The 24,406-nt window shown below is 50.6% G+C and carries 22 protein-coding genes; 4 read left to right on the top strand and 18 right to left on the bottom strand.

Going from position 1 to position 24,406, the window contains the following annotated elements:
* Window positions 1–31 precede the first annotated feature (31 nt).
* From ispE to J0X21_RS06530, 3 genes are all read right to left on the bottom strand, one after another.
* Window positions 32–892: a 4-(cytidine 5'-diphospho)-2-C-methyl-D-erythritol kinase gene (gene ispE, locus J0X21_RS06540; protein WP_206811372.1), complete on the bottom strand. Its 861-nt coding sequence runs from the start codon at window positions 890–892 to the stop codon at window positions 32–34.
* A 155-nt stretch (window positions 893–1,047) separates the two neighbouring features.
* On the bottom strand, window positions 1,048–3,705 hold the full coding sequence (gene cphA, locus J0X21_RS06535; RefSeq protein WP_206811371.1) for a cyanophycin synthetase: 2,658 nt from the start codon (window positions 3,703–3,705) through the stop codon (window positions 1,048–1,050).
* A gap of 54 nt (window positions 3,706–3,759) precedes the next feature.
* Window positions 3,760–4,587, bottom strand: a complete 828-nt coding sequence (locus J0X21_RS06530) for a cyanophycinase (RefSeq protein WP_407947631.1) — start codon at window positions 4,585–4,587, stop codon at window positions 3,760–3,762.
* A 101-nt stretch (window positions 4,588–4,688) separates the two neighbouring features.
* On the opposite strand from J0X21_RS06530, the gene J0X21_RS06525 reads away from it, so the two are divergent.
* Complete coding sequence (locus J0X21_RS06525) at window positions 4,689–5,027, top strand: L,D-transpeptidase (RefSeq protein ID WP_206811369.1); 339 nt, start codon at window positions 4,689–4,691, stop codon at window positions 5,025–5,027.
* A 219-nt stretch (window positions 5,028–5,246) separates the two neighbouring features.
* Here the strand turns inward: J0X21_RS06525 and yabG are convergent, their stop codons facing one another.
* Window positions 5,247–6,083, bottom strand: coding sequence for a sporulation peptidase YabG (yabG, locus tag J0X21_RS06520; RefSeq protein ID WP_206811368.1), 837 nt, complete (start codon window positions 6,081–6,083; stop codon window positions 5,247–5,249).
* A gap of 109 nt (window positions 6,084–6,192) precedes the next feature.
* Between yabG and J0X21_RS06515 the strand changes: the two genes are divergently transcribed.
* Window positions 6,193–7,038, top strand: a complete 846-nt coding sequence (locus J0X21_RS06515) for a glycosyltransferase family 2 protein (RefSeq protein ID WP_206811367.1) — start codon at window positions 6,193–6,195, stop codon at window positions 7,036–7,038.
* Window positions 7,039–7,256: 218 nt separating this feature from the next.
* Window positions 7,257–8,804, top strand: a complete 1,548-nt coding sequence (locus J0X21_RS06510; RefSeq protein WP_206811366.1) for a methylenetetrahydrofolate reductase C-terminal domain-containing protein — start codon at window positions 7,257–7,259, stop codon at window positions 8,802–8,804.
* 102 nt (window positions 8,805–8,906) lie between these two features.
* On the opposite strand, the gene J0X21_RS06505 is transcribed toward J0X21_RS06510, so the two are convergent.
* The 14 genes from J0X21_RS06505 to metG form a co-directional block, all read right to left on the bottom strand.
* Window positions 8,907–9,491: a Uma2 family endonuclease gene (locus J0X21_RS06505; protein WP_206811365.1), complete on the bottom strand. Its 585-nt coding sequence runs from the start codon at window positions 9,489–9,491 to the stop codon at window positions 8,907–8,909.
* A gap of 119 nt (window positions 9,492–9,610) precedes the next feature.
* Window positions 9,611–11,143, bottom strand: a complete 1,533-nt coding sequence (locus J0X21_RS06500; RefSeq protein WP_206811364.1) for a sodium:solute symporter family protein — start codon at window positions 11,141–11,143, stop codon at window positions 9,611–9,613.
* A gap of 123 nt (window positions 11,144–11,266) precedes the next feature.
* Entirely contained in the window at window positions 11,267–12,046 is a 780-nt protein-coding gene (locus J0X21_RS06495) for an energy-coupling factor ABC transporter ATP-binding protein (RefSeq protein WP_206811363.1), read from the bottom strand.
* An 86-nt stretch (window positions 12,047–12,132) separates the two neighbouring features.
* Window positions 12,133–12,834, bottom strand: coding sequence for an ABC transporter permease (locus J0X21_RS06490; RefSeq protein ID WP_206811362.1), 702 nt, complete (start codon window positions 12,832–12,834; stop codon window positions 12,133–12,135).
* Window positions 12,835–12,869: 35 nt separating this feature from the next.
* Window positions 12,870–13,796 carry a substrate-binding domain-containing protein gene (locus tag J0X21_RS06485; RefSeq protein ID WP_236006095.1) on the bottom strand — a complete coding sequence of 309 codons (927 nt, stop codon included), beginning with the start codon at window positions 13,794–13,796 and terminating at the stop codon, window positions 12,870–12,872.
* A gap of 14 nt (window positions 13,797–13,810) precedes the next feature.
* Entirely contained in the window at window positions 13,811–14,737 is a 927-nt protein-coding gene (locus J0X21_RS06480; RefSeq protein WP_206811361.1) for a substrate-binding domain-containing protein, read from the bottom strand.
* Between the two features lie 101 nt (window positions 14,738–14,838).
* Complete coding sequence (gene rsmA, locus J0X21_RS06475) at window positions 14,839–15,672, bottom strand: 16S rRNA (adenine(1518)-N(6)/adenine(1519)-N(6))-dimethyltransferase RsmA (RefSeq protein ID WP_206811360.1); 834 nt, start codon at window positions 15,670–15,672, stop codon at window positions 14,839–14,841.
* Window positions 15,673–15,785: 113 nt separating this feature from the next.
* Window positions 15,786–16,355, bottom strand: a complete 570-nt coding sequence (gene rnmV, locus J0X21_RS06470) for a ribonuclease M5 (protein WP_206811359.1) — start codon at window positions 16,353–16,355, stop codon at window positions 15,786–15,788.
* A 236-nt stretch (window positions 16,356–16,591) separates the two neighbouring features.
* Window positions 16,592–17,746 (bottom strand): glycosyl hydrolase family 18 protein, encoded by a 1,155-nt coding sequence (locus J0X21_RS06465; RefSeq protein ID WP_206811358.1) that lies wholly within the window; start codon window positions 17,744–17,746, stop codon window positions 16,592–16,594.
* Between the two features lie 431 nt (window positions 17,747–18,177).
* A complete protein-coding gene (locus J0X21_RS06460) occupies window positions 18,178–18,894 on the bottom strand; it encodes an N-acetylmuramoyl-L-alanine amidase family protein (RefSeq protein WP_206811357.1) in 717 nt (238 codons plus the stop codon).
* A 182-nt stretch (window positions 18,895–19,076) separates the two neighbouring features.
* Window positions 19,077–20,249 carry a 3D domain-containing protein gene (locus J0X21_RS06455; protein ID WP_206811356.1) on the bottom strand — a complete coding sequence of 391 codons (1,173 nt, stop codon included), beginning with the start codon at window positions 20,247–20,249 and terminating at the stop codon, window positions 19,077–19,079.
* Window positions 20,250–20,408: 159 nt separating this feature from the next.
* Entirely contained in the window at window positions 20,409–21,221 is an 813-nt protein-coding gene (locus tag J0X21_RS06450) for a G5 and 3D domain-containing protein (RefSeq protein WP_206811355.1), read from the bottom strand.
* A 48-nt stretch (window positions 21,222–21,269) separates the two neighbouring features.
* On the bottom strand, window positions 21,270–22,031 hold the full coding sequence (locus J0X21_RS06445; protein WP_206811354.1) for a TatD family hydrolase: 762 nt from the start codon (window positions 22,029–22,031) through the stop codon (window positions 21,270–21,272).
* Window positions 22,028–23,920: a methionine--tRNA ligase gene (metG, locus tag J0X21_RS06440; protein WP_206811353.1), complete on the bottom strand. Its 1,893-nt coding sequence runs from the start codon at window positions 23,918–23,920 to the stop codon at window positions 22,028–22,030. The genes J0X21_RS06445 and metG overlap by 4 nt, the downstream gene beginning before the upstream one ends.
* 180 nt (window positions 23,921–24,100) lie before the next feature.
* On the opposite strand from metG, the gene J0X21_RS06435 reads away from it, so the two are divergent.
* Window positions 24,101–24,376: an AbrB/MazE/SpoVT family DNA-binding domain-containing protein gene (locus J0X21_RS06435; RefSeq protein ID WP_206811423.1), complete on the top strand. Its 276-nt coding sequence runs from the start codon at window positions 24,101–24,103 to the stop codon at window positions 24,374–24,376.
* Window positions 24,377–24,406: the final 30 nt, after the last annotated feature.

The raw sequence follows: 24,406 nt of genomic DNA, 5'->3' as shown, positions 1-24,406 counted from the left end.
CCCTTCCATATCATAGTTGAAAAATACATTATCATTTCATACTCCCTGTAGAGGCTGTCCAAACTTGGCTGTATCCTTGGGCTTTTAATTCCCGGGCTATGGCCAGGGCAGACTCCTTCCCGTGCGCTAAGCCGAAAACCGCCGACCCGCTCCCGGACATCAAAGCACCATAACAGCCGTTATGAAGCATAATCCTTTTTATCTCTCCAATTTCCGGAACCATCCGGATGGAGATCTCTTCAAGATCATTGGTGAGGAGGGAGGCGATTTGCACCGGATTGCTACCGCTTAAAGCCTTTGCCCAAACCTCCCGCTCAAGACTGCTTGGCGTACCTTCCCGGTCAAAACAGTGATAGGCTTCTTTGGTATTCACTCCGGTTGAGGGTTTGGCCACGACTAACTCCATTAAGGGAGCAGGGGGAAGTTCCTCTAAGATATTCCCTCTTCCTGTCGCCCACATCGTCCCCCCATCCAGACAGAATGCCACATCTGCCCCGATGCTTCCTGCAAGCTCTCTCAATTCTTGATCAGCCAAAGGGAACCTATAAAGTTCATTTAGCAGGCGCAGAACTGCGGCCGCATCACTGCTTCCCCCGGCCAGACCGGCTTCAACCGGAATGTTCTTCTCTATTTCAATCTTGATGCCATCTCGCTCTCCAATCCTCTGCTGAAACTTCTCCGCCGCCCGGTAAGCTAAATTCTGAGACCCACTCAAAGCACCGCAGCGGCAAATAAGTTCATTTCCCGTACGCCCAACCCTTACCACATCATAAAGCGAGATGGATTGCATCACACTTTGGACGTCATGGTAACCGTCCGCACGCAAACCGTTTATCGCTAAGGCCAGATTAATCTTGGCATACGCGAACGTTTCTTTAAAAAGCTCAGACATAAACCCGGCCCTTTCCGAACATTAAGCTTATATTTCCTCCTATTATACCCATTAACAAGACGAAGGGGAAGACCCGATTTCATCGTTTACCGATTCTCCCCCTTTTCCCTTACCCTATACCGTTTTGTACTGTTTAGCTTACCTAAGCCGTAATCTTAGGTCACTGAGGCAACCACCTCGTCCAGAGTTAGGAATTCAGATTGCTCGCGCTCCTGTCTCAGCCTAATCTCTTCTTCTATCGGGTCAAGATGTTCGTAAAACATCACAAAGATATCCCCGGGACGGCAACTATCCAAACCGTAGCAAAAAGCCTCTCTCTCATTAAGTACGACCGAGATTTTTTGAGGAGGCATCCCTGCGGCCACTGCTTCCTCAAAGAGGATCCCAGCAATTTCCCCCGGCTGGCGGCCCCTCAAATCCTCATCTTCCCGGATAATCAGGCGCTTAAAGCCTTTGGCCGCCACTCTGGCCACCTCCCTCACTGTTTGTTCAGGCCGGTCTCCAGGTACGGTAATACATCCTACCAAGGAACGCCCTTTAAATTTCTTGAGGGTTAGAGCTACCTCCTCGATTCCTTTCGGGTTGTGGCCGTAGTCTATGACGACTTTAACTCCGCCTAAACGGTAAAAATTTAAGCGTCCCCGGTTGTGTTTTTCGTCAGAGTAAAAGCCCATCAGAGATTCGCGCAAAGCGTCCGTGCTTAGACCCAAGGCCCAGCCCGCGGCTACAGCTGCCAAAGCATTCTCCACATTGTGTCTGGCTCTCCCCTCCCAAGTAATCGGAATTTGCCTGACCGAACAAATCTTATATTCTGCTGAACCTTGACACATTAAGATATGCCCCCGCCGCACAAACACAGCGACCCCGCCCCGGGCCAGGTGCTTGCGCACATGGAGGTTATCCTTCTCCACGCTAAAATAAATCACTTTCCCCCGGGTGCGGTGTGCCATTTGGACAACATACGGATCATCGGCATTGAGCACCACATAACTGTGCGGTTTCACAACCTCTGCCACTAAACTTTTAACATGGGCGACATCTTCTATGGTCTCCACCCCATACTGACCTAAGTGATCCGCAGAGACGTTCGTAATGACCGCCACATCCGCATAGTCATACCCGAGGCCGGAACGCAGGATACCGCCGCGGGCCGTTTCTAAGACCGCCGCTTGAACCTCCGGATGCCTTAAAATAATGCGAGTACTTTCCGGTCCGGTTGTATCCCCTTCTACTAGGAGCTTGCCTTTCACATATATCCCATCCGTAGTAGTCATCCCTACGGCGATATCCTGATCTAAGAGCATCTTTCCAATAAGGCGGGTGGTAGTCGTTTTACCATTGGTCCCTGTAATTGCGACAATAGGAATCCGGCCATTACCCGTGGGCATAACCTGCTCAACAATCCTTTTTCCGATATTCCGCGGCTGTCCCAAAGCGGGAAACTGGTGCATCCGGATTCCGGGAGCCGCATTGACTTCGATGATTTTACAGCATTGTTCCCGGTATGATTTCCCAATATCCTCAATCACTAAGTCTACTCCGGCTATATCAAGCCCAATGACCTTGGCCGCGTATTCGGCCAAATCCGCATTATCCGGATGAACCATTGAGGTAACATCCTCCGCAATGCCTCCTGTGCTAAGATTGGCACTGTCCCGTAAGCTTACGGCCTCACCCTTACGCGGAATCGATGCCAGCGTCAGCTTCTTCTGAGCCAAAGTCAAGTGTACGACTGCGTCCAGCTTGATTTTAGTCAATGCCTTTTCATGGTCATCCCCGCGCGCCGGATCCTGATTCGCTTTTTCGACTAATTCTTCAATGGTCGAGTGACCGTCTCCGGTAACACTGGCCGGGATACGCTCTGCCGCCGCCATGAATTTTCCTCCGATCACCAACAAACGGTAATTACGCCCGGGGATATATTTTTCCACAATCACATCTTGTCCGAAATTTTGGGCCAGCTTAAAGGCGGCCCGGACCTCGGACTCACTCTCCAATCGAAGGCTTACCCCTTTGCCCTGGTTGCCGTCATAAGGTTTTACCACAACTTTATCTCCGATTAGGCGAAACGCCTCAACCGCTTCATCTTCAGTGGAAACGACACTTCCATAGGGGACAGGTACACCGCTTTCACTTAGCAATTTCTTGGTTAAAACCTTATCGCAGGCGATATCGACCCCGATGCAGCTGGTCTGATCCGTCATGGCCGCTTGCAGGCGCCGTTGGTAGCGTCCATATCCAAGCTGCAGTAAACTTCCGCCTGTAAGGCGCTGAACCGGTATCCCCCGCTCCTCACAAGCTTCTAAAATAGACTTGGTCGTAACCCCTAAACTATAATCAGCAATAATCTCCTTCAACCCTCTTACAATCTCCGCGACTGCTTCCGGTTCTATGTTTTTGCCCTTAAGCAGTTCCTGCAATAGCTTAAAGGCCTGTTCAAAAGCCGCGATGGCTCCTTCCCGTGACTCATAGTTAAAAATTATCTCATAGAGGCCTGGCTGCTCCGGCAAGGCCATTGTCTTGCCATATCGAATATGCTGTCCTGCCAGAGTCAACAACTCAATCGTCATATGTTCGAGCGTGTGGCCCAGTAACGTCCCTTCCTGAAGGCGCTCCAAAAAACCGCCCACTCGTCCGCGTGCACAGTAATGCTCTGCCAGGGTCGGTAAACAACTCACCAGGCGTTGATTAAAATCTCCGAGGGTATTGGTCATGACCTCCGTCCATTCCTGGAGGTCTATCACCGCCCGTATGACCGGACGATAACTATAGACATTAGCCCCCTCGATCGCCTGGACTTGTTTTATCTCCATCGAAGTTTAAGTCCTCCTTTCAACCACACCTCTATTATTTTAACCTTTTTCGCTTTATGTATTCAGCAAGGACACCCGGCGTTTGAGATCAAAACGGTATCCTTCTGACAAAACATGCATAAATACCGGACTTAGCACTAACGGCTGCCCGGGAGAAGATTCGGAAACATTGGTTGATGCTGAAGGGGAAGCATCCACGACTGTCACCGTCTGGCTCCCGACAACTGTAAATTCCCCATTTTCAGTCACTAGGATTGCGGTATCTTCATCAATCCCTACTCCGAGCACGTAGGGATTCTGGGCCACGGAAGCCAAAAGCCTGCCGATTCGCCCCCTCTGCGCGAAATGCTGGTCAATCACGACAGCCCTGATCAGGCCTAGCCCCGGGGCCATGGTAATGGTGTCTTTTTTCGGGGTTCCGGCCTCCCCGCCCACGATCATCGTATCCGACATCACGGATGCACCCGCACTGGTGCCGGCGATGATAACTCCCCGTTCATAGAGGCGGTGCAGGGCTCTCCCGGCCAAGGTGCCTCCGAGCAAACCGGTAATCCTTAACTGGTCTCCTCCGGTAAAGAATACGCCTGTAGCCTTGTTTAACTGCTGCACTAACCCCTCGGAGTTAGCCTGGCTGCGGTCGCAGACATCAAGTACATCAACCTCTTTCGCTCCCAGGCGCGAAAAAAGCTGTTCATATTGCGCCCCGACCTGTCGCGGGTATTCCGTTGCTGCAGTCAGCACTGTGATCCGGCTCTCCCGCCCTCCGGCCTCCGCCACAAAATGCCTGAGAATGCGGCACTCTCCCTCTTTATCCTCAGCTCCCCCGATAATCATCAGCTTGCCTTCAATATGTTCACTCAAAATCGATCCCTCCAATGCCATTAGTTTCAGCGCAAAAGGGCTGAGATTATGCAAACAACCTACATATTTCATTTCCGTGTCATATCATAGATAGAAAATGAAATACAGGGGAGGGGGTTTAGATGTCTTCCCGCCTGATTCGAATTCATAAAGACCGCCGCCAGCTCGAGCTCTACGAAGGAAATGTACTCTTACGCCGCTTTCCGATTGCCGTCGGCAAAGCAAGCACTCCAACCCCGGTTGGACGCTTTTCCATCGCTGAAAAAAGGCTGGATCCGGGTGGAGTATTCGGCAGCCGCTGGCTGGGCCTGTCCAAGCCTGGCTACGGCATCCACGGCACCAGCGACCCCTCAAGCATCGGCAAAGCAATCTCCAAAGGGTGCATCCGCATGTACAACTACCATGTTGAAGAACTCTTCCGCAATGTCGAAGTCGGCACCCCGGTCATCATTGAACCCTAACGGAACTCTTTCAAATAAAAACCCGGAAGGTGGAACGCAACGGCCCTTCCCCGAGCCCAAAGCCCACCCCCGGGTTTTTTCTCATATCAGAAAGCTAACTTCGAAGGTGCATAAGAAAAACTAGGGCAGCCGCCTTCGTCAAGACTAGGCGCCAGCCGAGTTTTTCTAATATTTACCCGCTCCTAACTCCTCTCCCCCCTTCTGACACCTGACTCCCGGTCAGTACGGACTTCGCGGGTACCCGCGCCGCAGCTGTCCCCGGGTCTCGATTCCGCCAACACCATCCGTGCCCGTGATGGTGTGGTTAATAATTTCTTTGAGCGACACCATCCGGTCAATCGGAGTAAACGCAATCCGCTCCACAATAAACACCGGATCAAAGGCATGAATCAGCATCCGCTTGGGAGATGAAGCAAAGTTGGCCCCGGCCTCCAGGATTGCCTCATAGTTAGACTGGCAAGCCCCGGCAAAGATAACCAGGGCATCTTTATTAGGCTGAAAGCGACGAGCCTCCTGTACTGATTCCACAAAATTCCGGGAACTGCGATAACTGTCGAGACTCTTAAAATCCTTTTTTCCGCTTAAAAGCCCGTCGTGTCCCGTCAGCACCAAAATATCCGTGGGATTTTCCTTTAAAATCTGATAAATCACGTTAGGCTGTTCCGTTTCCGATTTACATATTCCCTTGGCCTCAAGTCCCAACTGTTTATACGTTTTTAAGCACTGGCTTAAGTATTCTTCATCTCCGTCCAAATGCACCACCCGCCCCGGAACCTCAAAATACTCCCCCTGCTCTTGCTGGTTTACTTTGCGTTGGTGTACCACCAGGTTCAATTTCTGGTAAATCTCGCGTGAATCCCGGCGCTGGTAATGGGCTACATCAAGCATGCTTTTGCTTACCAGGTCGGTTAAAGGCGCGTCCGCCAGCAGACGCAGGTTAATCCCCTTCAGCACCGCATAGCGCTCCCCGTTCAGACTCGTCTCCACCCGGATAATCCGGAAGTATATATCCTGGCGGTGGGAGCGGCGGGCCACAATATCTCCTTCTTGAAACATACCATTTCCCCCCTTTGCTCTAATCTATGTCGTCTGAGCGGAATTGGCATATATTATTATTGAATCGGTGTTCAATCCTAACTAAATATCTGAACAAGGAGGTCAACTGATGTTCACCGCGGTTATTCCTGCGCAGAATGAAGAAAAGAGCATCTTGGCCGTCCTTGCCAATGTCCTGCGCCTGCCGGTAGGTTGCATTATCCCCGTTCTTAATGGATGCAGTGACCGAACCTTGGAGCTGATCCGCTCCATTCCGGATCCCCGCATCCATATCATTTACTTCGCCCAGTCCCTGGGTATCGACATCCCGCGGGCAATCGGTGCGGTCTATGCCCGTCATCTTGGGGCAGAAGGGGTTGTCTTCGTTGACGGGGATATGTCCGGTAATATTTACACCAATTTAGAACACCTGCTTCAGGCCCTCCAGGACGGAGCGGATATGGCCTTAACCAACTGCTACCCCTATATCACCAACCGCGCCAAACTAACCAATCTTGTGCTTAAATTCCGCTTGCGCCTCAACCGGGAACTTGATCTCCTAAAAACCCTAGGCTTGGCAATGCCAACCCATGGCCCCCATGCCCTATCCGGCAAGGCCCTCCACACCATTCCCGCGATTGCGCTCGCCATCCCTCCCATGAGTTTGGTCTCAGCCAAACAAAGCAACTTAAAAATCAAAGTAGGCACCTCCATCCGCCATGAGGAGCTGCGCTCTCCGCGCAAGCACCGCCGCCATGCCCGCCTGATCACGGAGACCATTATCGGGGACTGTGTAATGGGTCTGGCCCTGGCTCAGAACAAACCTGTCACCCGTTCTCTCGGCAGGCACGAACTCCTGGGCTACCACCCGGAACGGCGCTTTGACCTTCTGGAACAATGGGAAGAAGCCGTAGCCGCGGAAAACCGGTTCTATGAGCAGCATCTGATTATTCCCAGCACACCTTTAAAAAAGTAACGAATTCAAAAAGCCATTTCCTTCTTTCATGCAAGGAATGGCTTTTTGATGACGCTAAGTATATTATTCAAGAAAAAATTTCAACACTTTAACAAATTCAGAGAAAAATGTGATAAAATGAAGTTTGAATGGACAAGTTGGGCCTTAATTTTTATATTATTTTCCATTTATTCTTAATTAATCTATTTATTATCTAGAGAGGACAGGTGGAGAAGGGTATGGAAAACCGATTTAAAGAATCCCTACTGGATAAGAATACCTTATCCGTAACCTGGGAACTGGTTCCGGGCAGAGGAGCCCGGGAAAAAGCTCAGGAAAGCGCACTGGCCGCTGCCGAACAAGCTGCTAAGGGCGGGAAAGTCCATGCGCTGACAATTACAGATAACCCAGGAGGCAACCCGGCGATGCTGGCAGATTACCTGGGCATGGAAATTCTCAAGCTCGGCATCGAGCCATTGGTCCACTTCACTTGCAAAGACAAAAACCGCAACCAAATGGAAAGCCAGCTCTATGCTTTGGACCGGGCAGGAGTGCGCAACCTCTTGGTCATGACCGGTGACTATACCGTATCCGGCTTCAAGGGACGCCCCAAGCCGGTATTCGACCTTGACCCCACGCATGCACTGGAACTCATTGGGAACATGAATAAAGGCCTGGAGATTCCGGGACCGAAAGGTTCCACCTTCCATCAGCCGAGCGACTTCTTCGCCGGAGCTGCCGTTTCTCCGTTCAAAGCCACGGAAGCGGAACTCATGGTTCAATATTTTAAGATGAAGAAGAAAGTGCAGGCCGGCGCCCAGTTTATCGTAACCCAGCTGGGATATGACGCCCGCAAGTTCCATGAAGTATTGCAGTTTGCCAAAGCCAATAATATTAATGTCCCGATCGTAGGCAACATTTATATCCTGCCGTACGGCGCAGCCAAGATCATGAACCAAAATCTGCTTCCCGGCTGCGTGGTGACGGACAAACTCCTGGCCGAACTCGAGCAGGAGAAGAATGCTCCGGATAAAGGAGTAGAGGCCCGTCTGCTACGCGCCGCCAAGATGTATGCCTTCATGAAAGGCATGGGCTTTGCCGGCGTCCACATCGGCGGCCACAACATTAAGTACGAGCAAGTGGAGTATATCATCGAAAAAGGGGAAGAACTGAGCAAGAACTGGATGGATTTGGTGCCTGAATTCGACTACCCGCAGCCGAACGGCTTCTACTATTTCGAGAAAGACGAGAAAACCGGCCTCAACAGTGACCGTCCGGCCAACCGCAAAGGCCGTCCGCTCGATGCTCCTGCAGGTGCGGGCATAGCGTTCAGCCGCTTTATGCATTCAATGATTTTTACCCCGGGAAAAAATCTCTTCCCGATGATGCGTAATATTTATTCCGGCAAATCTAATCCACGACACCATGGTTTTGAACATCTCATGAAAGTTGCGCTCTATGACTGTAAAGACTGTGGTGACTGCGCCCTGCTTGATCTAGGGTATCTCTGCCCCATGTCCCAGTGCCCGAAAAACCAGCGCAATGGAGCTTGCGGCGGCAGTTATAACGGCTGGTGTGAAGTCTACCCCAACGAGAAGCAGTGTGTTTGGGTTAGAGCTTATGCCCGCCTGAAGAAATACGGGGAAGAGTCCCAACTCGACTCTTACCGGCTCCCGCCGGCTAACTGGGATCTGTACCAGACTTCATCCTGGTACAACTTCTACACCGGCCGCGACCACTCCGCTCCTCTCCTTGGCATCCCGAAAGTGGAGAAAAAGAAAGACTAACGTCGAAGAAGCCCTTGGCTTACCAAACAAACCGGCAAGCCAAGGGCTTCTTTTATACAAATTTGTTTTTATGCAATAATGGGTTCACCGTCTTTGACCGCTCTACTTGTTTCCCAGGAAAACTGTGCTCAAATCCAGGGTAAACTCCGGCAGCGCCTTAACGGGAACCCTATCCGGGTAAGCATACACTTTTGGCTTTCCATATTCCCCCTGTTTTAAGTGAAATGCCAGCAGGGTTCCTTCCATCGGATGAATAATCCAATATTCCCCAATTCCAGCCTGCTCGTATAGTCTAAGTTTAACACTTAAATCATATTTGGCAGTCTCTGGGGACAAAATTTCTATCACTAAATCAGGGGCACCCTGACAACCCTTCTCATCTAATTTCCTAGGATCACACACAAGCACCAGATCAGGCTGCACGACATTTTTCGTTTCTTCTGCGCTTTCTCCCTCCAAAGGCAAGCGCACATCGAACGGGGATGTATACACTTTGCACGTTCTGCCTAAGAGATAATTGGCAAACTGTCTCCCTAATTCCATAACAATTTCCTGGTGCAACCGGGACGGGGCGGGAGTCATGGCCACCGCTTTGCCGTCAATCAGTTCCCAGCGTTTCCCGTCATCCCACTGCAAGTAATCGCCATAGGTGTATTGATCATCTTTTTCTTGAGCCGGTTCTCCCACAGCTGGCACCTCCGATTCGCTCTTAGTAACCAGATTATACCATGGGGATACTCTCTACTCAAGGATTTCTACTCGTGGCGCACACTAAGCATAAAAGGCGGGCATGCCCGCCTTTTATCTCACACATCATATGCTTTCTGATCCTGTGACGACGACCATGCCTTTGAGCTGAGTTCCGTACTGAAGTTCTTATTAAACAATGGCTCAAGGTGAGCTGAAGGCAAAGGCCTGGTCATCAAACTGACCAAAGGAACAACCGCTAATGGAATAAGCATGGCTAAAACTCCAATCAGAGGAATGAGCCCTGCATCCATCTTATAATAAACGGATAAACCGAGGGAAACGATAAGCCCTGACAACCCTCCGGCCCAGGCTCCGGCTTTGGTCGTACCCTGCCAAAAGAGGCCGTAAAGATACGGGGCCAGAAAGAAGCCGGCAACCGTGCCCCAGGACAAAGCCATTAAAGTGAGAATAAAGGCCGGTTTTACCATGGCTACTACCAAGGATAAAGCGATAAACAAAACCACCAAGAGGCGCATCAGCCTAACCCCTGAGCGTTCGCTCATATCCGGCTTGAGCCAGCCCTGAATCATGTCAACCGCCAGGGTCGAGCTTGAAACGAGGACGAGGGAAGCCAGAGTTGACATGGAAGCCGACAGCACCAGCAGGAAAATCATGGTCACACCCAATTCCGGCAAAGCCGTGGACAGGATCTGCGGCATTAACAGGTCAGGCGTACCTACTCCGGTGGCCGGATCAACCGGCAGCTTGTCAAAGAAAAGCCGGGATAGAGAGCCGGTAAAATAGGCGCCGAAGGTGACAATCAAAGCAAATAAGGTAGAAATAATCATCGCCGGGCGAATCGACCGTTCATCTTTCAAGGCATAGTACTTCTGCACCATTTGCGGCAAGCCCCAGGGTCCGATACTGGTTAAGGCTACCAAGGAAAAGAGCGGAAGCCATCCCGGAGGGCCTACCGGGGCTACAAAGCCGGGATTAATCGCTGTCAGTTTGCTCACAGCATTGGTTAGCCCTCCAACGTGAGGATTGCCGATAATATAGTAAAGAAGAATTCCGACACCGGCCACCATGACCATGCCCTGGATAAAATCCGTGAGCGCTACGGCCCGGTAACCCCCGAGAACCAGATAAACCGCTGTCAGTAAGGCCATGAAGACTAGGGCATACGTATAAGGAATCTGGAACACTTGCTCAAACAGGTAGCTGAGGCCCATATAGACCGAGGCGGAATACGGAACCAGGAAAATAAAGATAACCAAGGCACTGAATATTTTTAGTCCCTGATCCTGATAGCGTGCTCCTAAAAATTCCGGCATGGTCATTGCATTTAAACGAACAGTCATCTCTCTCGTACGCCGGGCTAAAATCTTCCAGGCCAGGAGACTTCCCACCAAGGTATTGCCTGCGACAATCCACAAGGCAGAGAGTCCGAAACCCCAGCCGACTTTACCCGCGTAACCGATGAAGATGACTGCTGAAAAATACGTGGTTCCGTAAGCGAAAGCGGAAAACCATGGACCGATGCCCCGGTCTCCTAGGAAAAAACTCTGAACGGTGTTGTTTTTCCGCATGGTCAAGAGACCGCTCACGACCAAAACAGCAATAAAAATCCCCAGTAATACAAATCGCATGCTTCCGTCCTCCCATTCTACTTTTCCTGTTATTTGAGAGTGCTTCTTCCTACCGGCCTACGATACCTCTACCCCATAGTGTATGCCATAAGCACCCTGAGTTTGATTATTTCGACGTTTCGTTTAAAATTCCTCCCATATCGGCGAGAAAACTTCGTGTAAATTCTGGAAACCTTCTATGTCGAAGACGTTGTGTCTCACAGTATTCTTGTCTGCGGCAGCAGCCCTGGAATAATCCGAAAGGAGTTTAGCCGAGGGAAGCTCTGCAATAGTCGTTCCGTCTTTAATAATTAAGGTGCGTTGGGTTAAACGGGCAAGCTCCCGGAAATCATGACTGACCATGAGGGCCGAAACCCCGCTCTCCTTAGAAGCGTCGGCCAGGTCCTGCAACAGGTGGGCCTTGGTGGGCGCATCCAGAGCGGAAAACGGCTCATCCAGAAAGAGTACATCCGGCTCAAGCGCAAAAGCCCGGGCCAGGTTCACCCGCTGAGCCTCCCCACCGGAAAGAGACCGGGCCGGCTGTTTCAGAAGCTGGAGCACTCCAAAACGCTCAAGCCAGGTTTCCACCCGTTCCTTGATCACCGCCTTGGGTAAAGAGCGGATCTTCAAGCCAACAGCCACATTCTCATAAACACTGGTATTGAGCAGGAGGGAATCCTGGAAGACCACTGCCAGGTGGCGGCGTAAAGCTAATGGCATCCTCCCTTCAATCAGTTCCCCTTGAAAAAAGAGGCGTCCGCCGGTCGGCTGCTCCAAAAAAGCCAGGATTTTAAGCAAACTGCTTTTTCCGGCCCCGTTCGGCCCGGCCAGTCCCGCCCACTCCCCCTGTTTCAAGTGAAGCGAGATGCCCTTCAGGATGGTTTTCCCGCCTTGTTCCCAGGTTATGTTTTCCGCTCTCAACAACTTATTTGCCCTCCGAATATTTCGTCATCCCATTATTTCCATAGTGCTAAAATCAACCGCTTACAATAATCCCAAGTCAGAGACTGCTATTTCCCTTCATGCTGTCGCTGTTGCAAGAGAGTGAGCCAAAGGGTCACGGCATACGCAAGCAAAGACAGTATAATCGTTAGCGCAATGGCAATTTCAAAGTTTCCTTTAGAAACTTCGAGCACGGTAGCAGTCGTAAGCACCCGGGTCGACCCCTTAATATTTCCGCCCACCATCATCGAAGCCCCGACTTCGGACACCACAGCCCCGAACCCGGCGATGACCGCAGCCAAGAGGGAAAAACGCACCTCTTTCAAGAGCAGCCACAAGAATTGTATCCTAGTAGTCCCCAAAGCCTTGATCAGCAGCCTCAATTTGGGATCCGTCTGCTGGATGGCGGCGCTGGTCAAGCCGATTACCACCGGGCTGGCAATGATAGCCTGCGCAATCACTAAAGCCACCGGAGTATAGATTAAGTTCAGAAAACCAAACGGTCCGGAACGCCACAGGAAAATCGAGACCCACAGCCCTACCACCACCGGAGGCAGACCCATGGCCGTATTCAAGATACTTAAGATAAACCGGCGTCCCCGAAACTCGGATAAAGCCAAAAGGGTCCCAAGCGGAACCCCTATAATTAGGCTGATCAGTGTAGCACTTCCTGAAATCTGCAGGGTGCGCAAGGTTACATCGAGAATTTCCCGGTCGCCGGTGACAATGAGCCGAACGGCTTCGAGAATTCCCTGCCAGATAAGATCCAAACCCGAACGACTCCCCTCGTCATTAGAACTTCGATTTAGGCTGCTTTTCCTATATCAGAATCTTTCTTACCGGCATCCGGGAAGAACAAAGACTGCCCGAACTTATCCTTGCCGAATTCCCCGATTAGTTTCTGGGTCTCAGGACTAACCATAAAATCAACAAAGGCTTTGGCCCCGTCCTTGTTTACTTTCGGGAATTTTTCGGGATTTACCTGCATCACATGGTAGATATTGAGCAGGGATGCTTCCCCTTCAAGCACGATCTCAAGTTTCAGGTTTTTCTTATTCGCTAAAAAGGTGGCCCGGTCTGTTAAAGTGTATCCGTTCTTTTCGGAAGCTATATTCAAAGTCTGACCCATGCCGCTTCCGCTCTCCTGGTACCAAGCCCCGGAAGGAGTTATTTTAGCAGCTTTCCACAGGTCTTTTTCTTTCTTGTCCGTTCCGGAATCATCCCCGCGGGAAACGAAAATCGCTTGTTTGGCTGCAATCGCTTTGAACGCGTCAGCTGACGTTTTCGTAGCTTTTACTCCGGCGGGGTCATTCGCCGGACCAACAATAATAAAGTCATTGTGCATCACAAGCTGATAATTAATTGCGGTTTGATTATCCACCAGTTTCTTCTCTGAAGCCGGAGCATGCACCAAGAGTACATCGGCATTACCATCCTCACCCATTTTCAGTGCAGCCCCGGTGCCGTTCGGAATCGTCTTTACTTTATACCCGGTCTTTTTCTCAAATTCCGGAACCAGCACATCCAAGAGACCGCTGTCCACGGTACTGGTAGTGGTCGCGAGAATCAAGTCCGGGTTTGCCGGCTTCGGAGGTTGGGCGCTAGGCTCACTCTGGCTGCCTGTCTGGCTCCCGCCCTGGTTCCCGGCAGTGCCGCACCCACTGAGCACAAGCGCAGTCATAAGTATGATAAGAATGGTCCACATTCCATGTTTACGGAAAGTTTTCCGCATCTTTATCCCCTCTTCTATAAATTCATAATTTTCCCCGTAAGGGAAGTATCATATCCGACCAGCCTTTGGACGGCTTTCTGAAAAACAGCGGAGTTTAAGATATCCAGTATATGCCGCCATTCCTCAGTGCCTGTAAACGGGGAGCAGCTCACCAAGTCATACCGTTCATTAAATAGGGGTATAAACTCAAGCCCCAATCTGTCAGCTGCTGCCTGCACTCCAATTCCGGCGTCGGCTTCACCCGCAGCCACCCGGTAGGCCACTCCGTAGTGGGTACTCTCCTCCAGACCGTAGCCGAGGATTGCCGACGGATTCAGTTTGGCCTTGTGCACATAGGAATCCAGCCTCAGGCGGGTGCCTGAACCCCTTTGCCGGTTGACAAGGCGGACTCCTTTACGCCCGAGATCTTCCCAGGATTTAAGCCCCAGGGGATTCCCGGAAGGCACAATCCAGCCTTGTACCCGCTGCACCAGGTTAACAACCGTCACCTCTTCCCCAGGCAAGAGATACTTCACAAACGGAAGATTGTACGTTTCCGTATTGTCATCCCACAGGTGAACCCCTGCGATGTCCGCCTGTCCTTTATAAAGTTCAATCAATCCTTCCATGCTGCCGACAAAGGAAGTAGACAGGTCTAAGGCTGCATGCGAACCGAATTCCAGCAGAAGTTCGACCACCGGGTCATGACTCCCGGTAAAGCGAACCCCTGGCGCTGCTCCGCTGCTGCGCACGTCTCTCTGACCTGAGGCAATACTTAAGGCTTGATAATTACTCCTTGAGCCCCTCAGATAATGTTCAAGCACTTCCCGGTCAAGCCGGAGCTGGCGGCCCACCCGCTGAGCAGGGATTTCCCCTTTCTTGATTAACTCATAAAGTGTGTATTTAGAAATTTTTAACAACTCGGCTGCTTCTTCAACCGTGAGGGAAGGATTTGAGCTCATCTTTACCTCCACACTTGTGCACAAGCTAATGTCATTTTAAGCCTGTTTTTTCATTTAGTCAATATGAATTAGTTGCATTTAGTTAGTTCTTATTTGTTTAGTTAGTTCTTTGTTTGCCAAGCCTTCGTTAGCTCTTGAAATTCCCCAATACTCAGAGTCTCAGCCCGCCTTTGTTCATTAATGCCGGCTAATTCCAACAATTCCCGTCCTTTGTTTCTGTCCAAACCCAAGCCCGCGCTCAAAGAATTTCCCACTGTTTTGCGCCGTTGGCTGAAAGCCGCCTTGACGATGCGCATCAATTGACCTTGGTCAACCGTCAAACCCGGATAAGGCCTGAGCCTCAAACGGACAACCGCGGAAGTTACCTTGGGCTGAGGCCGGAAGGCTTGCGGAGGCACATTAAAGAGCGTTTCCACCTCCGCTGCCAATTGAACCGCCACCGATAAAACCCCGTACTCTTTACTCCCCGGGGCCGCTCCAAGGCGGTCTGCCACCTCTTTCTGAACCATCACAACCATTTGCCTGAGGCTTTCACTTTGGCCGAGAAAATGCATCAATAAAGGACTTGTGATGTAATAAGGCAAATTGCCGATAAGAACCCCGCGCTCCCCCTTCCAAAGGGAGTGCAAGTCAAGCTCCAGTGCGTCTCCTTGAACGATGGTTACAGGGAGCTCTCTTAACTCGCGTTTAAGAAGCTCAACCTTTTCCTCTTCCAGCTCCACCGCCCATAAACGCTTCACGTGCGGGGCCAACACCCGGGTCAGTACGCCGAGTCCCGCCCCGATCTCAACCACAGGCTCACCCGGTTTAAGCCCGCTAAAGCGGATGATATTATGTATAACCCCGTCATCAATTAAAAAGTTCTGTCCCAGGCTCTTGCGGGCCCGGACTCCTTGATTGAGCAGCCGCTTAGTATACCCTGCTGCGTTTTCCATGAAACCATTCCTCCGCTCTATCCCGCTTCCACACCGGCTCTCACTTCTTATTCCCGTTTCGTAAAAGGCATTTCATGCCTGAGGAAGCAGAGGAACCGTCCCTTTGCTTCCCTTTATTTTAGGAGTTGAAGCTTATCCCAAAATTCTTCCCGGCTTATACCAAAACGGTTCAAACGGTGGAGAAACTGTTTGGCATTCCCTTCCCCAATTCCTAAAATCCGCCCTAAGGCCGATCTTTTCGCTTGCGAATCGGACTGCCCTGCCAGACCCGCTGAATATAAATCCTCATAACGAAACAACTCTTCATTCCCCTTTAGATCAACCGGGCACTGATTCTGTCGTTCATCCCTTTCATTCCGGACATTGGCAAACACCCGCCTGATTTCTTCCGGCTCCGCATTTTCCACCCCAATATCCCCGTTCCTGCTGGCCTTTGCTTTGGTCAGATAGACATGTTTAGCGGAAGGAACCATGCGTCTGATTTTTTCCCGTATTTGTTCACCCACTGTGTCCGGATCAGTAAAAACAATCACTCCCTGGCGCTGGGCCATCGCAGCAATATAAGAGAGTTTATCTGCCGTCAGGCCAAAGCCCTCCGTCCAGATCACATCCACATCGCCCAGAGCCCGTCTCACCGCCTGAGCATCGTTTTTCCCCTCAACCACAATCAATTCTTTGAACATCTCAATTCACACCTAAGCTCACTAAAATATTCTTTGCACACTTAAATATTCTTTGTTCTGTGTTTTGTTCTTTTCTATCTTAACCAAAACCCGAGCAATATACAAAACATAAATTAATCTTTCACGGTGAAAAAGAGACAGGCCCGCAAAGGAAGCCTTGCAAGCCTGCCAATCAATTCCCAGGATTTGTTTCTGAAATCTACTGACTTCTGAATTCCGACTCCTGAGTACTCTAGCTATTGTTTGTTGCGATTGGTGCCGTAGGTCTTAATCAGGCTATCCCAAATATCGGGATCTTCCATGCCGAGACGCCAGATGGCTACCCCGTGGAGTTTATGCTGACGGGCATACTCCATTTTCGGCTGCAAGCTCTTAGCATTTTCAAGGTAAACCTCATGGCGAACACCGCTCGCTGTGTAGGAATAGTGCGGAACTTTGTTCTCCTCATCAAACAGGACTTCCACTCCCTGCTTCTTAGCCTGGGCCACACTTTGAGGATAGGAAAGATAAGCCGGAAGTTCGGGTTTATTGGAGCCCCAGTCGAACGCGTAAACCGGCAAGCCCATCACGATCTTCTCCCGGGGAATCTTGCCGATGGCAAAATTGATTACCCGGTTCACCCAAGCATGAGAAGCAATCGGTCCTTGAGTGGTGCCCATCCCGTGTTCATCATAAGTCATCAGGATGATTTGGTCGGCGGCTTTGCCGATAGCGGCATAATCATAGGCACCGGACCAAAGGTCGGAAGGATAATCGGTATACTTGGCCGGTATCGAAATGTTTAATACTTTATCTTTGGCCTTTAACGCTTTCTGCAGCTCAGCCACGAAGGCGGAGAAGTTATTGCGGTCTCCGGGAGGAGCCTTCTCGATATCGACTGAAATCCCGTCCCACTTCTCATTCATGGTTAAATTGACCAGGTTATTGACAAACGTTGCTCTCGTCCCGGAATCTGCCAGAACCTTATGAGCTAAGTTGGCGTCAAAGGTACCTCCGCGCATATTATGCACCAAGGCATAGGCCTTAGCCCCGTTTTTTTGAGCAAAATCTTTTACGCTTAAATCACGTTTCCCGGTTGGAATAACCTTACCGGAATTGTCAAATGTGTACCAGAAAAACGCCACTTCATCCAACAGCTTAATATTCTTAACCAAAGATTCTTTAGATCCGGGAATCGGTCCCTCTGGGTCTGTGTAAAATCCCATGACGATTCTTTTTTCCGGGCCAAGCACATCCTCGCGGGTTTCCGCTTCAGCCTGCGGCGGCTGGCCGGCCTCAGACGTTTGTTGAGGCGGTTGTGGCGGCGTAGGAGCTGGGACATTGGTACAACCCGTTAAGGCCAAAGCGACCAAGAGGGTACTTATTAATAAAAAAGTCAGAAACCGCTTCATAAATTTGCTCAACTCCTTTTGTCGAGATTCGGTTGACTGACTCTATTTTCCCCTCTTGAATTTTCCTTATGTATTTTGACCAATTTTTTTTAGAACGCTTTTTGTGAGAATTCAGGAGCCAGTAGTCAGACTTCCATGCTGCTACGCAGCACCACTGATGAATGTAACAGGCAAGCTACCTTGCGGAGCGAACCGTAGAGCAGAGGAGCGTCGTGAGCGCAGTCGACGAAGCGTGAAGCCGCGCCACGGTTCACTCCAGGTATTACCCAAAGGTTTGGCGCGGTAGCGAGTCGACAAGCGAGCAGCTCCGGCGCGTGGTGAGCGGGCAAGGTAGCTTGCCGGCATGTTACAGGGCAGGAGTCAGTATTCGGAGACACAATATTTGCGGTATATATTCTGATTACTGAATTCTGAATTCTGACTACTGCCCTCTATGGCAGGCCAAAATACGTCGCTATTCCCTTAGCAATGGCCTTGGCTAACTGGTCTTGATACCAGGACTGCTGGAGTTTGCTGCGTTCATTAGCATTTGAAAGATAGCCTAATTCTATGACCACGGCCGGCATAGCCGTATTGCGAATGATGTAAAAGTCTGCCGGTTTAGCCACCCGGCGGTTCATTCCAGGTATTTTTATGAGCTCGCTTTGAATATTTTCAGCCAGTCTCTTGCCGGATTCTGAGTTAAAGTGATAGAACGTTTCCGCACCGGACTTTTGGGTTGTGGTCGCAGCATTGACATGAATACTTACGAATATATCGGCCTTAGCCTGTTCAGCGAGCGCTATCCGGTGGTTAAGGTCTATTTGTTTCTTCGTTGTTTTGCCGGTACCCCGGTCGGGGGCAAAATCCTCATCCTCGTCGCGGCTTTGTACGACTTCAATTCCGCTGGGGTTCAAAAATTCCCTGATTTTGTTGGCCATCTTAAGGTTAATGTCCTTTTCATACACTCCTTGCTTGGTAATGGCTCCTGGGTCATAGCCGCCATGCCCGGGGTCCAGCATCACCACATGCCGGTCTTTGGCATAACTGAGCACAACTGCCGAACCCTGCCAGAATACAGAGAGAACGAGAGCACCCATCACCCCCAGGATAAAAAAGATAGCCGCTGACTTAAGCCTGCCTCCCGGTATGACGACCAGCCTGCGCATGCTTGATCCCCCCTTGGCCTTGAGACTATTCCCTTAGTAAAAATATGTGGGGTTTTAGTCCATAATACCAAGGTGCAAACCGGGAATCCCTGGGGAAATTTACTCCTGACTTAAACCTTCTCATAAGAAAACAACGTGAGGCTTGCTCAACTCTACAGCCTCACGCTCATGATCAGGATATGCTATTGTACATACACAATCACACTACGGACTCCCCATGATCTGGCAGCTTCCTCCGAGTCCATATACACATCGATTTTATTTCCTTTGATGGCCCCCCCGACATCCAGGGCTTCTGCCTGGCCATATCCCTCAACATAGACCTTGCTCCCAAGCGGAATTACCCGCGGGTCAACCGCCACAATGCCCCAGCGTACCGGTGTACCCGTGGCCGTGCGTCCTCCCGGTTCACAATAAGCAGTGGCTCTCATCTGGTAAGCCCGCTTAAAATTAACCACCGTACCGCCCCGGGAGATGGAGGTCTGGGTTCCTCTTGACACCACTTGGTTTACCGGAGCCAAAGCTACCCGTTGAGCTAAAACTTGCCGGTCCACTTCCTTACCGTCTTCCAGGACCAGTTTAATCGTCTGCTCCTGAACCCCGTTAGCCCCCCGTTTAACCACCTTATCCGGAAGTCCCACCGGAAAATTAGCGGGCTGAGCTACCGTCTGGTAAGGTATTTCCGTTTTAATTTGTTCGATTTTCTCAACTACCCTGACCACCTGCACCCGGTCATTGGGCTCAAGTATATGGTCCAGCGGAAGGGAAACCTTGTCCAGCGCACCCAGAGTCAGATTCAGTTTAGCTAAGGCTTCGGCCACCGGACGCGGCGCCATGTATGTATCATATTCCTTGCCGTCAGCCTGCACCTTAACCGGAATTGAGCGGCGAACCGCAAGTTCAGTCCCTGCCGGAAGCGTGTCCGTGCGGGGGTAATTGACTTCGTCCACTTCTTTCAAGTCTAATTGATAGCGTTCGGATAAATCCTTTAGAGCTTCCCCGACCGTCGCTGCCACAGTGCGTCCTTCATAAGTCTTCCCATCCACTGAGAGCTTAACCGGAACACTGCGGGTAACATGAATCACCATTCCCTGGCTAAGGCGTGTTTCCCGGGACGGCACCACCGCATCTTCCGGGTAGATTCCCAGGCGGGTGTGTTCCAAAGCCCCCCCGACCGTACTAAAGATTGTTCTTACTGACTTGACCTGACCATCAATTTCTACCTCAATACTTTTTAATTGGAGTAAAAACGGGGTAATGAGCAATGCCAAGAACGCCAGACCGGCGAGGGCAAGCTTGACTTTGCCGAAGCGGCGGACCAGGGTCATCACCCTAATCCGGGTCTGTCCCAACATCTAATCTCTTCACTCCTCAAACTGTTTTCTCTTTTGTTGCCCCTCAATTTCGTTATCCTAATTATTACCAATTATATCCTGCAACTTCATTTTAGCGGATAAGTGGTTTCTTGTCAAAGCTTAGCTTTGATTCAATCAGGTTAACATTTGTCGAAACAACTAACTATTTTTGAGGAGATAGACCTGAACCGGGCGTCTGCCCCATTGCAAGGCCCGATTCAGCGAAGAGAAAAAAACGTCGACTTTTTGCCCTTTAATCGCTCCTCCGGTATCGGCAGCAACGGCATATCCATAGCCCTCAACATAAACCTTGCTGCCTAAAGGGATCACTTTCGGATCGACAGCGATTAAGCCTTCCCGCGGAGGAACCCCGGTTGCGGTGCGATTCCCGGTATATGTATAAGCCGTAGCTTCCATAACAAACGAACGGCTGATTTCAAGCTTGCTGAGATCGAGTGATTCCCCGCTCACGGGCTTAGTGTTTCTGATGACCACTCTTTTCTTCGGAGCATTGAGCATAAATTGGTTGATCACGGTTTCTTCGCTTACTTCTCCATTGATGAAGGTCGTTTTAATAACCCGGCGTTCAATACCCTTCTGTCCTTCCTCCAGAATCCGGCTCATCCCCGGCGGAACCTCGTTCGACTCTCTAAATTCCGTCGGCGCATCGACCGGTACATCCTCTAAATGGATATCTGTTGTAATATTCTGAACCGGTGCCGTTTGGACATTCTCCTGCTCGAGCGGAGACATGAAATAAGGTTCTGCCACAGCCTCGCTCTTCGGTAAGAACTCCGTCTGTGTCAGCACCTTAGAAATACTCGCCGGAATGTTTAAAGGAGCCTCACTTAATGATGAATTAGCCAACACACTTGTTCCTGCCACCAGCAGAGCCGCTCCCCCCAGATATGAACTTAAGAGCCGGGTCTGACGCCAATAATCGGCAAAAGGCATAATAGGTAACGAATACATGAAATCCCCCCTTGCTTCAAATCTATGAAGACAATGAGGGGAAAATGACTATATTTTAAACAGCCTTTCCGCATTCTGCCAGGCTTGGACTGCCACTTCCTCCAGCGGCAGGCTGCGCGCTTGAGCCAGGCGGACAGCCACCTCCCTGACATAGGCCGGCTCATTGCGTTTCCCGCGATACGGTTCCGGGGTCAGATAGGGAGAATCCGTCTCCAGCAAATAGCGGTCGCTTGGCACCTTCTCTGCAACTTCCAACACCTGACGGGCATTCTTGTACGTTAAAGGCCCAGCAAAGGAAAGGTAAAAACCTAAATTCAAAAGTTGTTTGGCCATTTCCCAGGAACCGGAATAGGTGTGAAATACTCCGCCATGCTTGGGCGTGTGCTCTTTCACGATTCGATACACATCCTCGTGTGCATCCCGGTTATGAATGATGATGGGCAAGCCCGCCTCGTCAGCCAGTTCAATCTGCCGGATGAATACCTCTTGCTGCAAAGCTCGGGGAGAGAGATCGCGATAATAGTCAAGTCCGATTTCTCCCCAGGCCACCGCTTTAGGATCTGCGGCCAATTCCCGGAGCGCATCCCAGGTCGTATCCGTGACATCCTTGGCATCATGCGGGTGAATTCCCACTGCCGCATAAATGAAATCACATTCCCGCGCCAGCTTCAGCGACCGTTCCGAGGAAGGCAGATCATATCCTACATTCAGGATGCGGGTAATCCCTGCTGCTTGCGCCCGTCCGAGCATTTCCGGGAAATCGTCCGTGTAGCGGGTATCGTCCACATGCGCATGTGTATCCCAGATCATTTAACCCTTGCGCCTCCCGGAAGATTCTTATCCAGCATCAACACCTCCAGAGTATCTCCGTGGGAAGCGGCCAGGATCATCCCCTGGGACATAATCCCTCTTAATTTCGCAGGCTTAAGATTGGCAACTACCACCACTTTGCGCCCGATTAAATCCTCCGGAGCGTAATGCTGGGCAATTCCGGACACCACGGTCCGCACTTCCCCGGCAATTTCCATTTCGAGCTTCAAGAGCTTGTCTGTTTTCTCAACTTTCTCAGCCTTTACCACTTTCGCCACCCGAAAGTCAAGCTTGGCAAAATCCTCAATACTCACTTCTTCTTTAATCGGCTCAAACTCCATTGCCTTGTCCTCTCCGTCAATCAACTGTAAAATATCCACCCGCGGGAACAGTGGTTCCCCCTTCTCCACTTTAGTGCCGGGAGCGGTCAGACCCCACCGGCCTGCTTCCTCCCAAGCCCCGGTATTCCGCCCAATCAGCCGGCTGATTTTCGGCGACAAGCCCGGCATAAAGGGCGCACATAAAATATTGAGAATCCGGATCTCTTCCACAAAATAATAGAGCACGGTATTTAATCTCTGTTCCTGACCCACTTGCTTGGCCAAGGACCAGGGTGCGGTTTCATCCACATACTTATTGCAGCGCGCCACGAAGCGCCAGATTTGTTCGAGAGCTCCTGCCGGGTCGAACGCTTCCATGCGGGCCTCCACTTCGTTTTTGACCTCGAGGCTTAGCGCCCTCAGTTCCTGTTCCAGCGGGGTGTCCGGCCCGGGTTCAGGTACAATTCCCCCGCGGTATTTGACCAGCATGGCCAAGCTGCGGGACACAAAATTCCCGAGGTCATTGGCCAAATCACTGTTCAAGCGCTCCACCAAGGCATCTTCCGAGTACGTTCCGTCCGTACCCACCTGCATTTCGCGCAAGAGGAAATAGCGGATGGCATCTGAGCCATAGCGCCGGATTAATTCAAAAGAGTCTTGCACATTCCCGCGTGACTTGGAAATTTTCCCGCCTTCTTTGCTTAAAAACCAGCCGTGCCCATACACCACTTTCGGCAAAGGCACATCCAATGCCAGAAGGATAATCGGCCAGATGACCGCGTGGAAACGCACAATGTCTTTACCCATCAGGTGCACTTCCGCCGGCCAATAATGTCCATATTTTTCCCCTTCCGGATATCCCAGGGCAGCGATATAATTGATGAGGGCATCAAGCCAAACATACACCACATGCTTCGGATCGAAAGGTACCTGAATCCCCCACTGGAACGTGGTGCGGGAGACACACAGGTCTTCCAGGCCGCTTTCGACAAAACGGATCATTTCGTTGCGGCGGGAAACCGGTTGAATAAACTCCGGATGCTTGCGGATATGATCAAGCAGGCGGTCCTGGTACTTGGACATCCGGAAGAAATAGCTTTCTTCTTTCAGCAGTTCGACTTCCCGGCCGCAGTCCGGGTTGGGGCACTTCCCGTCCACCAGCTTATTCTCCGTCCAAAAGGTCTCACACGGAGTGCAGTACCAACCTTCATATTCTGATTTATAGATATCCCCTTGTTCATACAAGCGGGTAAAAATCCCCTGTACCACCTTATGGTGGCGTTCCTCCGTCGTGCGGATAAAATCATCATAAGAAATGTTTAATAGCTTCCACAGCTCCTGAAAGCGCTCCACGACCCCATCCACATATTCCTTAGGGTTTATGCCCTTGCTCTCTGCCGTACGTACAATCTTCTGGGCATTTTCGTCCGTACCGGTTAGGAAATAGACATCATTGCCTTTCAACCGCTGAAAGCGGGCCAAGGCATCGGCCGCAATGGTCGTATAGGCCGTTCCGATATGGGGTGATGAGTTCGGGTAAAAAATCGGTGTCGTTATGTAATATTTCACCTGTCAGTCTCTCCCTTATAAATTTGGTATTTCTGACTGAGACGCCATTTTCATTTAATAATATCACTTTTAGGCGCAAATGAAAAATTAAAGAAAATGGTTGACTTTTAATGGAACCGTTGGTATCATAAGGGTGATGCTTCCTGTCGAAAGATGTTGTAAAAGGAGTGGTCATTTGTGATGAAGTCAACTGGAATCGTGAGAAAGGTAGACGAACTCGGTCGAGTCGTATTGCCTATTGAACTCCGCCGCACCCTGGGAATCGACGAGAAAGACGCTTTAGAGATTTATGTCGATCAGGAAAAAATCATCCTCAAAAAGTACGAGCCTGCTTGTGTTTTTTGTGGCAATGCGAGCGATGTTCAAATCTTCAGAGGCAAGAATGTATGCCGTGAGTGCGCCGCTGCAATGGGCGAAGCCGTCGCGGAAATCTCTGCCGACACCAAAGCTGTTTAATTGAGTTATATCGACAATTCAGCAGCTAAG

The sequence above is a fragment of the Paradesulfitobacterium ferrireducens genome (genome assembly GCF_017310645.1).
Taxonomy (GTDB): Bacteria; Bacillota; Desulfitobacteriia; order Desulfitobacteriales; family Desulfitobacteriaceae; genus Paradesulfitobacterium; species Paradesulfitobacterium ferrireducens.
Note: the sequence above shows the minus strand (reverse complement) of the source record. Positions and strands in the feature narration are given on the sequence as shown.

Excerpts from the sequence above, each read along its gene's own strand:
- ispE (WP_206811372.1), bottom strand. The coding sequence starts at position 892 with ATGTCTGAGCTTTTTAAAGAAACGTTCGCGTATGCCAAGATTAATCTG.
- cphA (WP_206811371.1), bottom strand. The coding sequence starts at position 3,705 with ATGGAGATAAAACAAGTCCAGGCGATCGAGGGGGCTAATGTCTATAGT.
- J0X21_RS06530 (WP_407947631.1), bottom strand. The coding sequence starts at position 4,587 with ATGGCATTGGAGGGATCGATTTTGAGTGAACATATTGAAGGCAAGCTG.
- J0X21_RS06525 (WP_206811369.1), top strand. The coding sequence starts at position 4,689 with ATGTCTTCCCGCCTGATTCGAATTCATAAAGACCGCCGCCAGCTCGAG.
- yabG (WP_206811368.1), bottom strand. The coding sequence starts at position 6,083 with ATGTTTCAAGAAGGAGATATTGTGGCCCGCCGCTCCCACCGCCAGGAT.
- J0X21_RS06515 (WP_206811367.1), top strand. The coding sequence starts at position 6,193 with ATGTTCACCGCGGTTATTCCTGCGCAGAATGAAGAAAAGAGCATCTTG.
- J0X21_RS06510 (WP_206811366.1), top strand. The coding sequence starts at position 7,257 with ATGGAAAACCGATTTAAAGAATCCCTACTGGATAAGAATACCTTATCC.
- J0X21_RS06500 (WP_206811364.1), bottom strand. The coding sequence starts at position 11,143 with ATGCGATTTGTATTACTGGGGATTTTTATTGCTGTTTTGGTCGTGAGC.
- J0X21_RS06485 (WP_236006095.1), bottom strand. The coding sequence starts at position 13,796 with ATGCGGAAAACTTTCCGTAAACATGGAATGTGGACCATTCTTATCATA.
- J0X21_RS06480 (WP_206811361.1), bottom strand. The coding sequence starts at position 14,737 with ATGAGCTCAAATCCTTCCCTCACGGTTGAAGAAGCAGCCGAGTTGTTA.
- rsmA (WP_206811360.1), bottom strand. The coding sequence starts at position 15,672 with ATGGAAAACGCAGCAGGGTATACTAAGCGGCTGCTCAATCAAGGAGTC.
- rnmV (WP_206811359.1), bottom strand. The coding sequence starts at position 16,355 with ATGTTCAAAGAATTGATTGTGGTTGAGGGGAAAAACGATGCTCAGGCG.
- J0X21_RS06465 (WP_206811358.1), bottom strand. The coding sequence starts at position 17,746 with ATGAAGCGGTTTCTGACTTTTTTATTAATAAGTACCCTCTTGGTCGCT.
- J0X21_RS06460 (WP_206811357.1), bottom strand. The coding sequence starts at position 18,894 with ATGCGCAGGCTGGTCGTCATACCGGGAGGCAGGCTTAAGTCAGCGGCT.
- J0X21_RS06455 (WP_206811356.1), bottom strand. The coding sequence starts at position 20,249 with ATGTTGGGACAGACCCGGATTAGGGTGATGACCCTGGTCCGCCGCTTC.
- J0X21_RS06450 (WP_206811355.1), bottom strand. The coding sequence starts at position 21,221 with ATGTATTCGTTACCTATTATGCCTTTTGCCGATTATTGGCGTCAGACC.
- J0X21_RS06445 (WP_206811354.1), bottom strand. The coding sequence starts at position 22,031 with ATGATCTGGGATACACATGCGCATGTGGACGATACCCGCTACACGGAC.
- J0X21_RS06435 (WP_206811423.1), top strand. The coding sequence starts at position 24,101 with ATGAAGTCAACTGGAATCGTGAGAAAGGTAGACGAACTCGGTCGAGTC.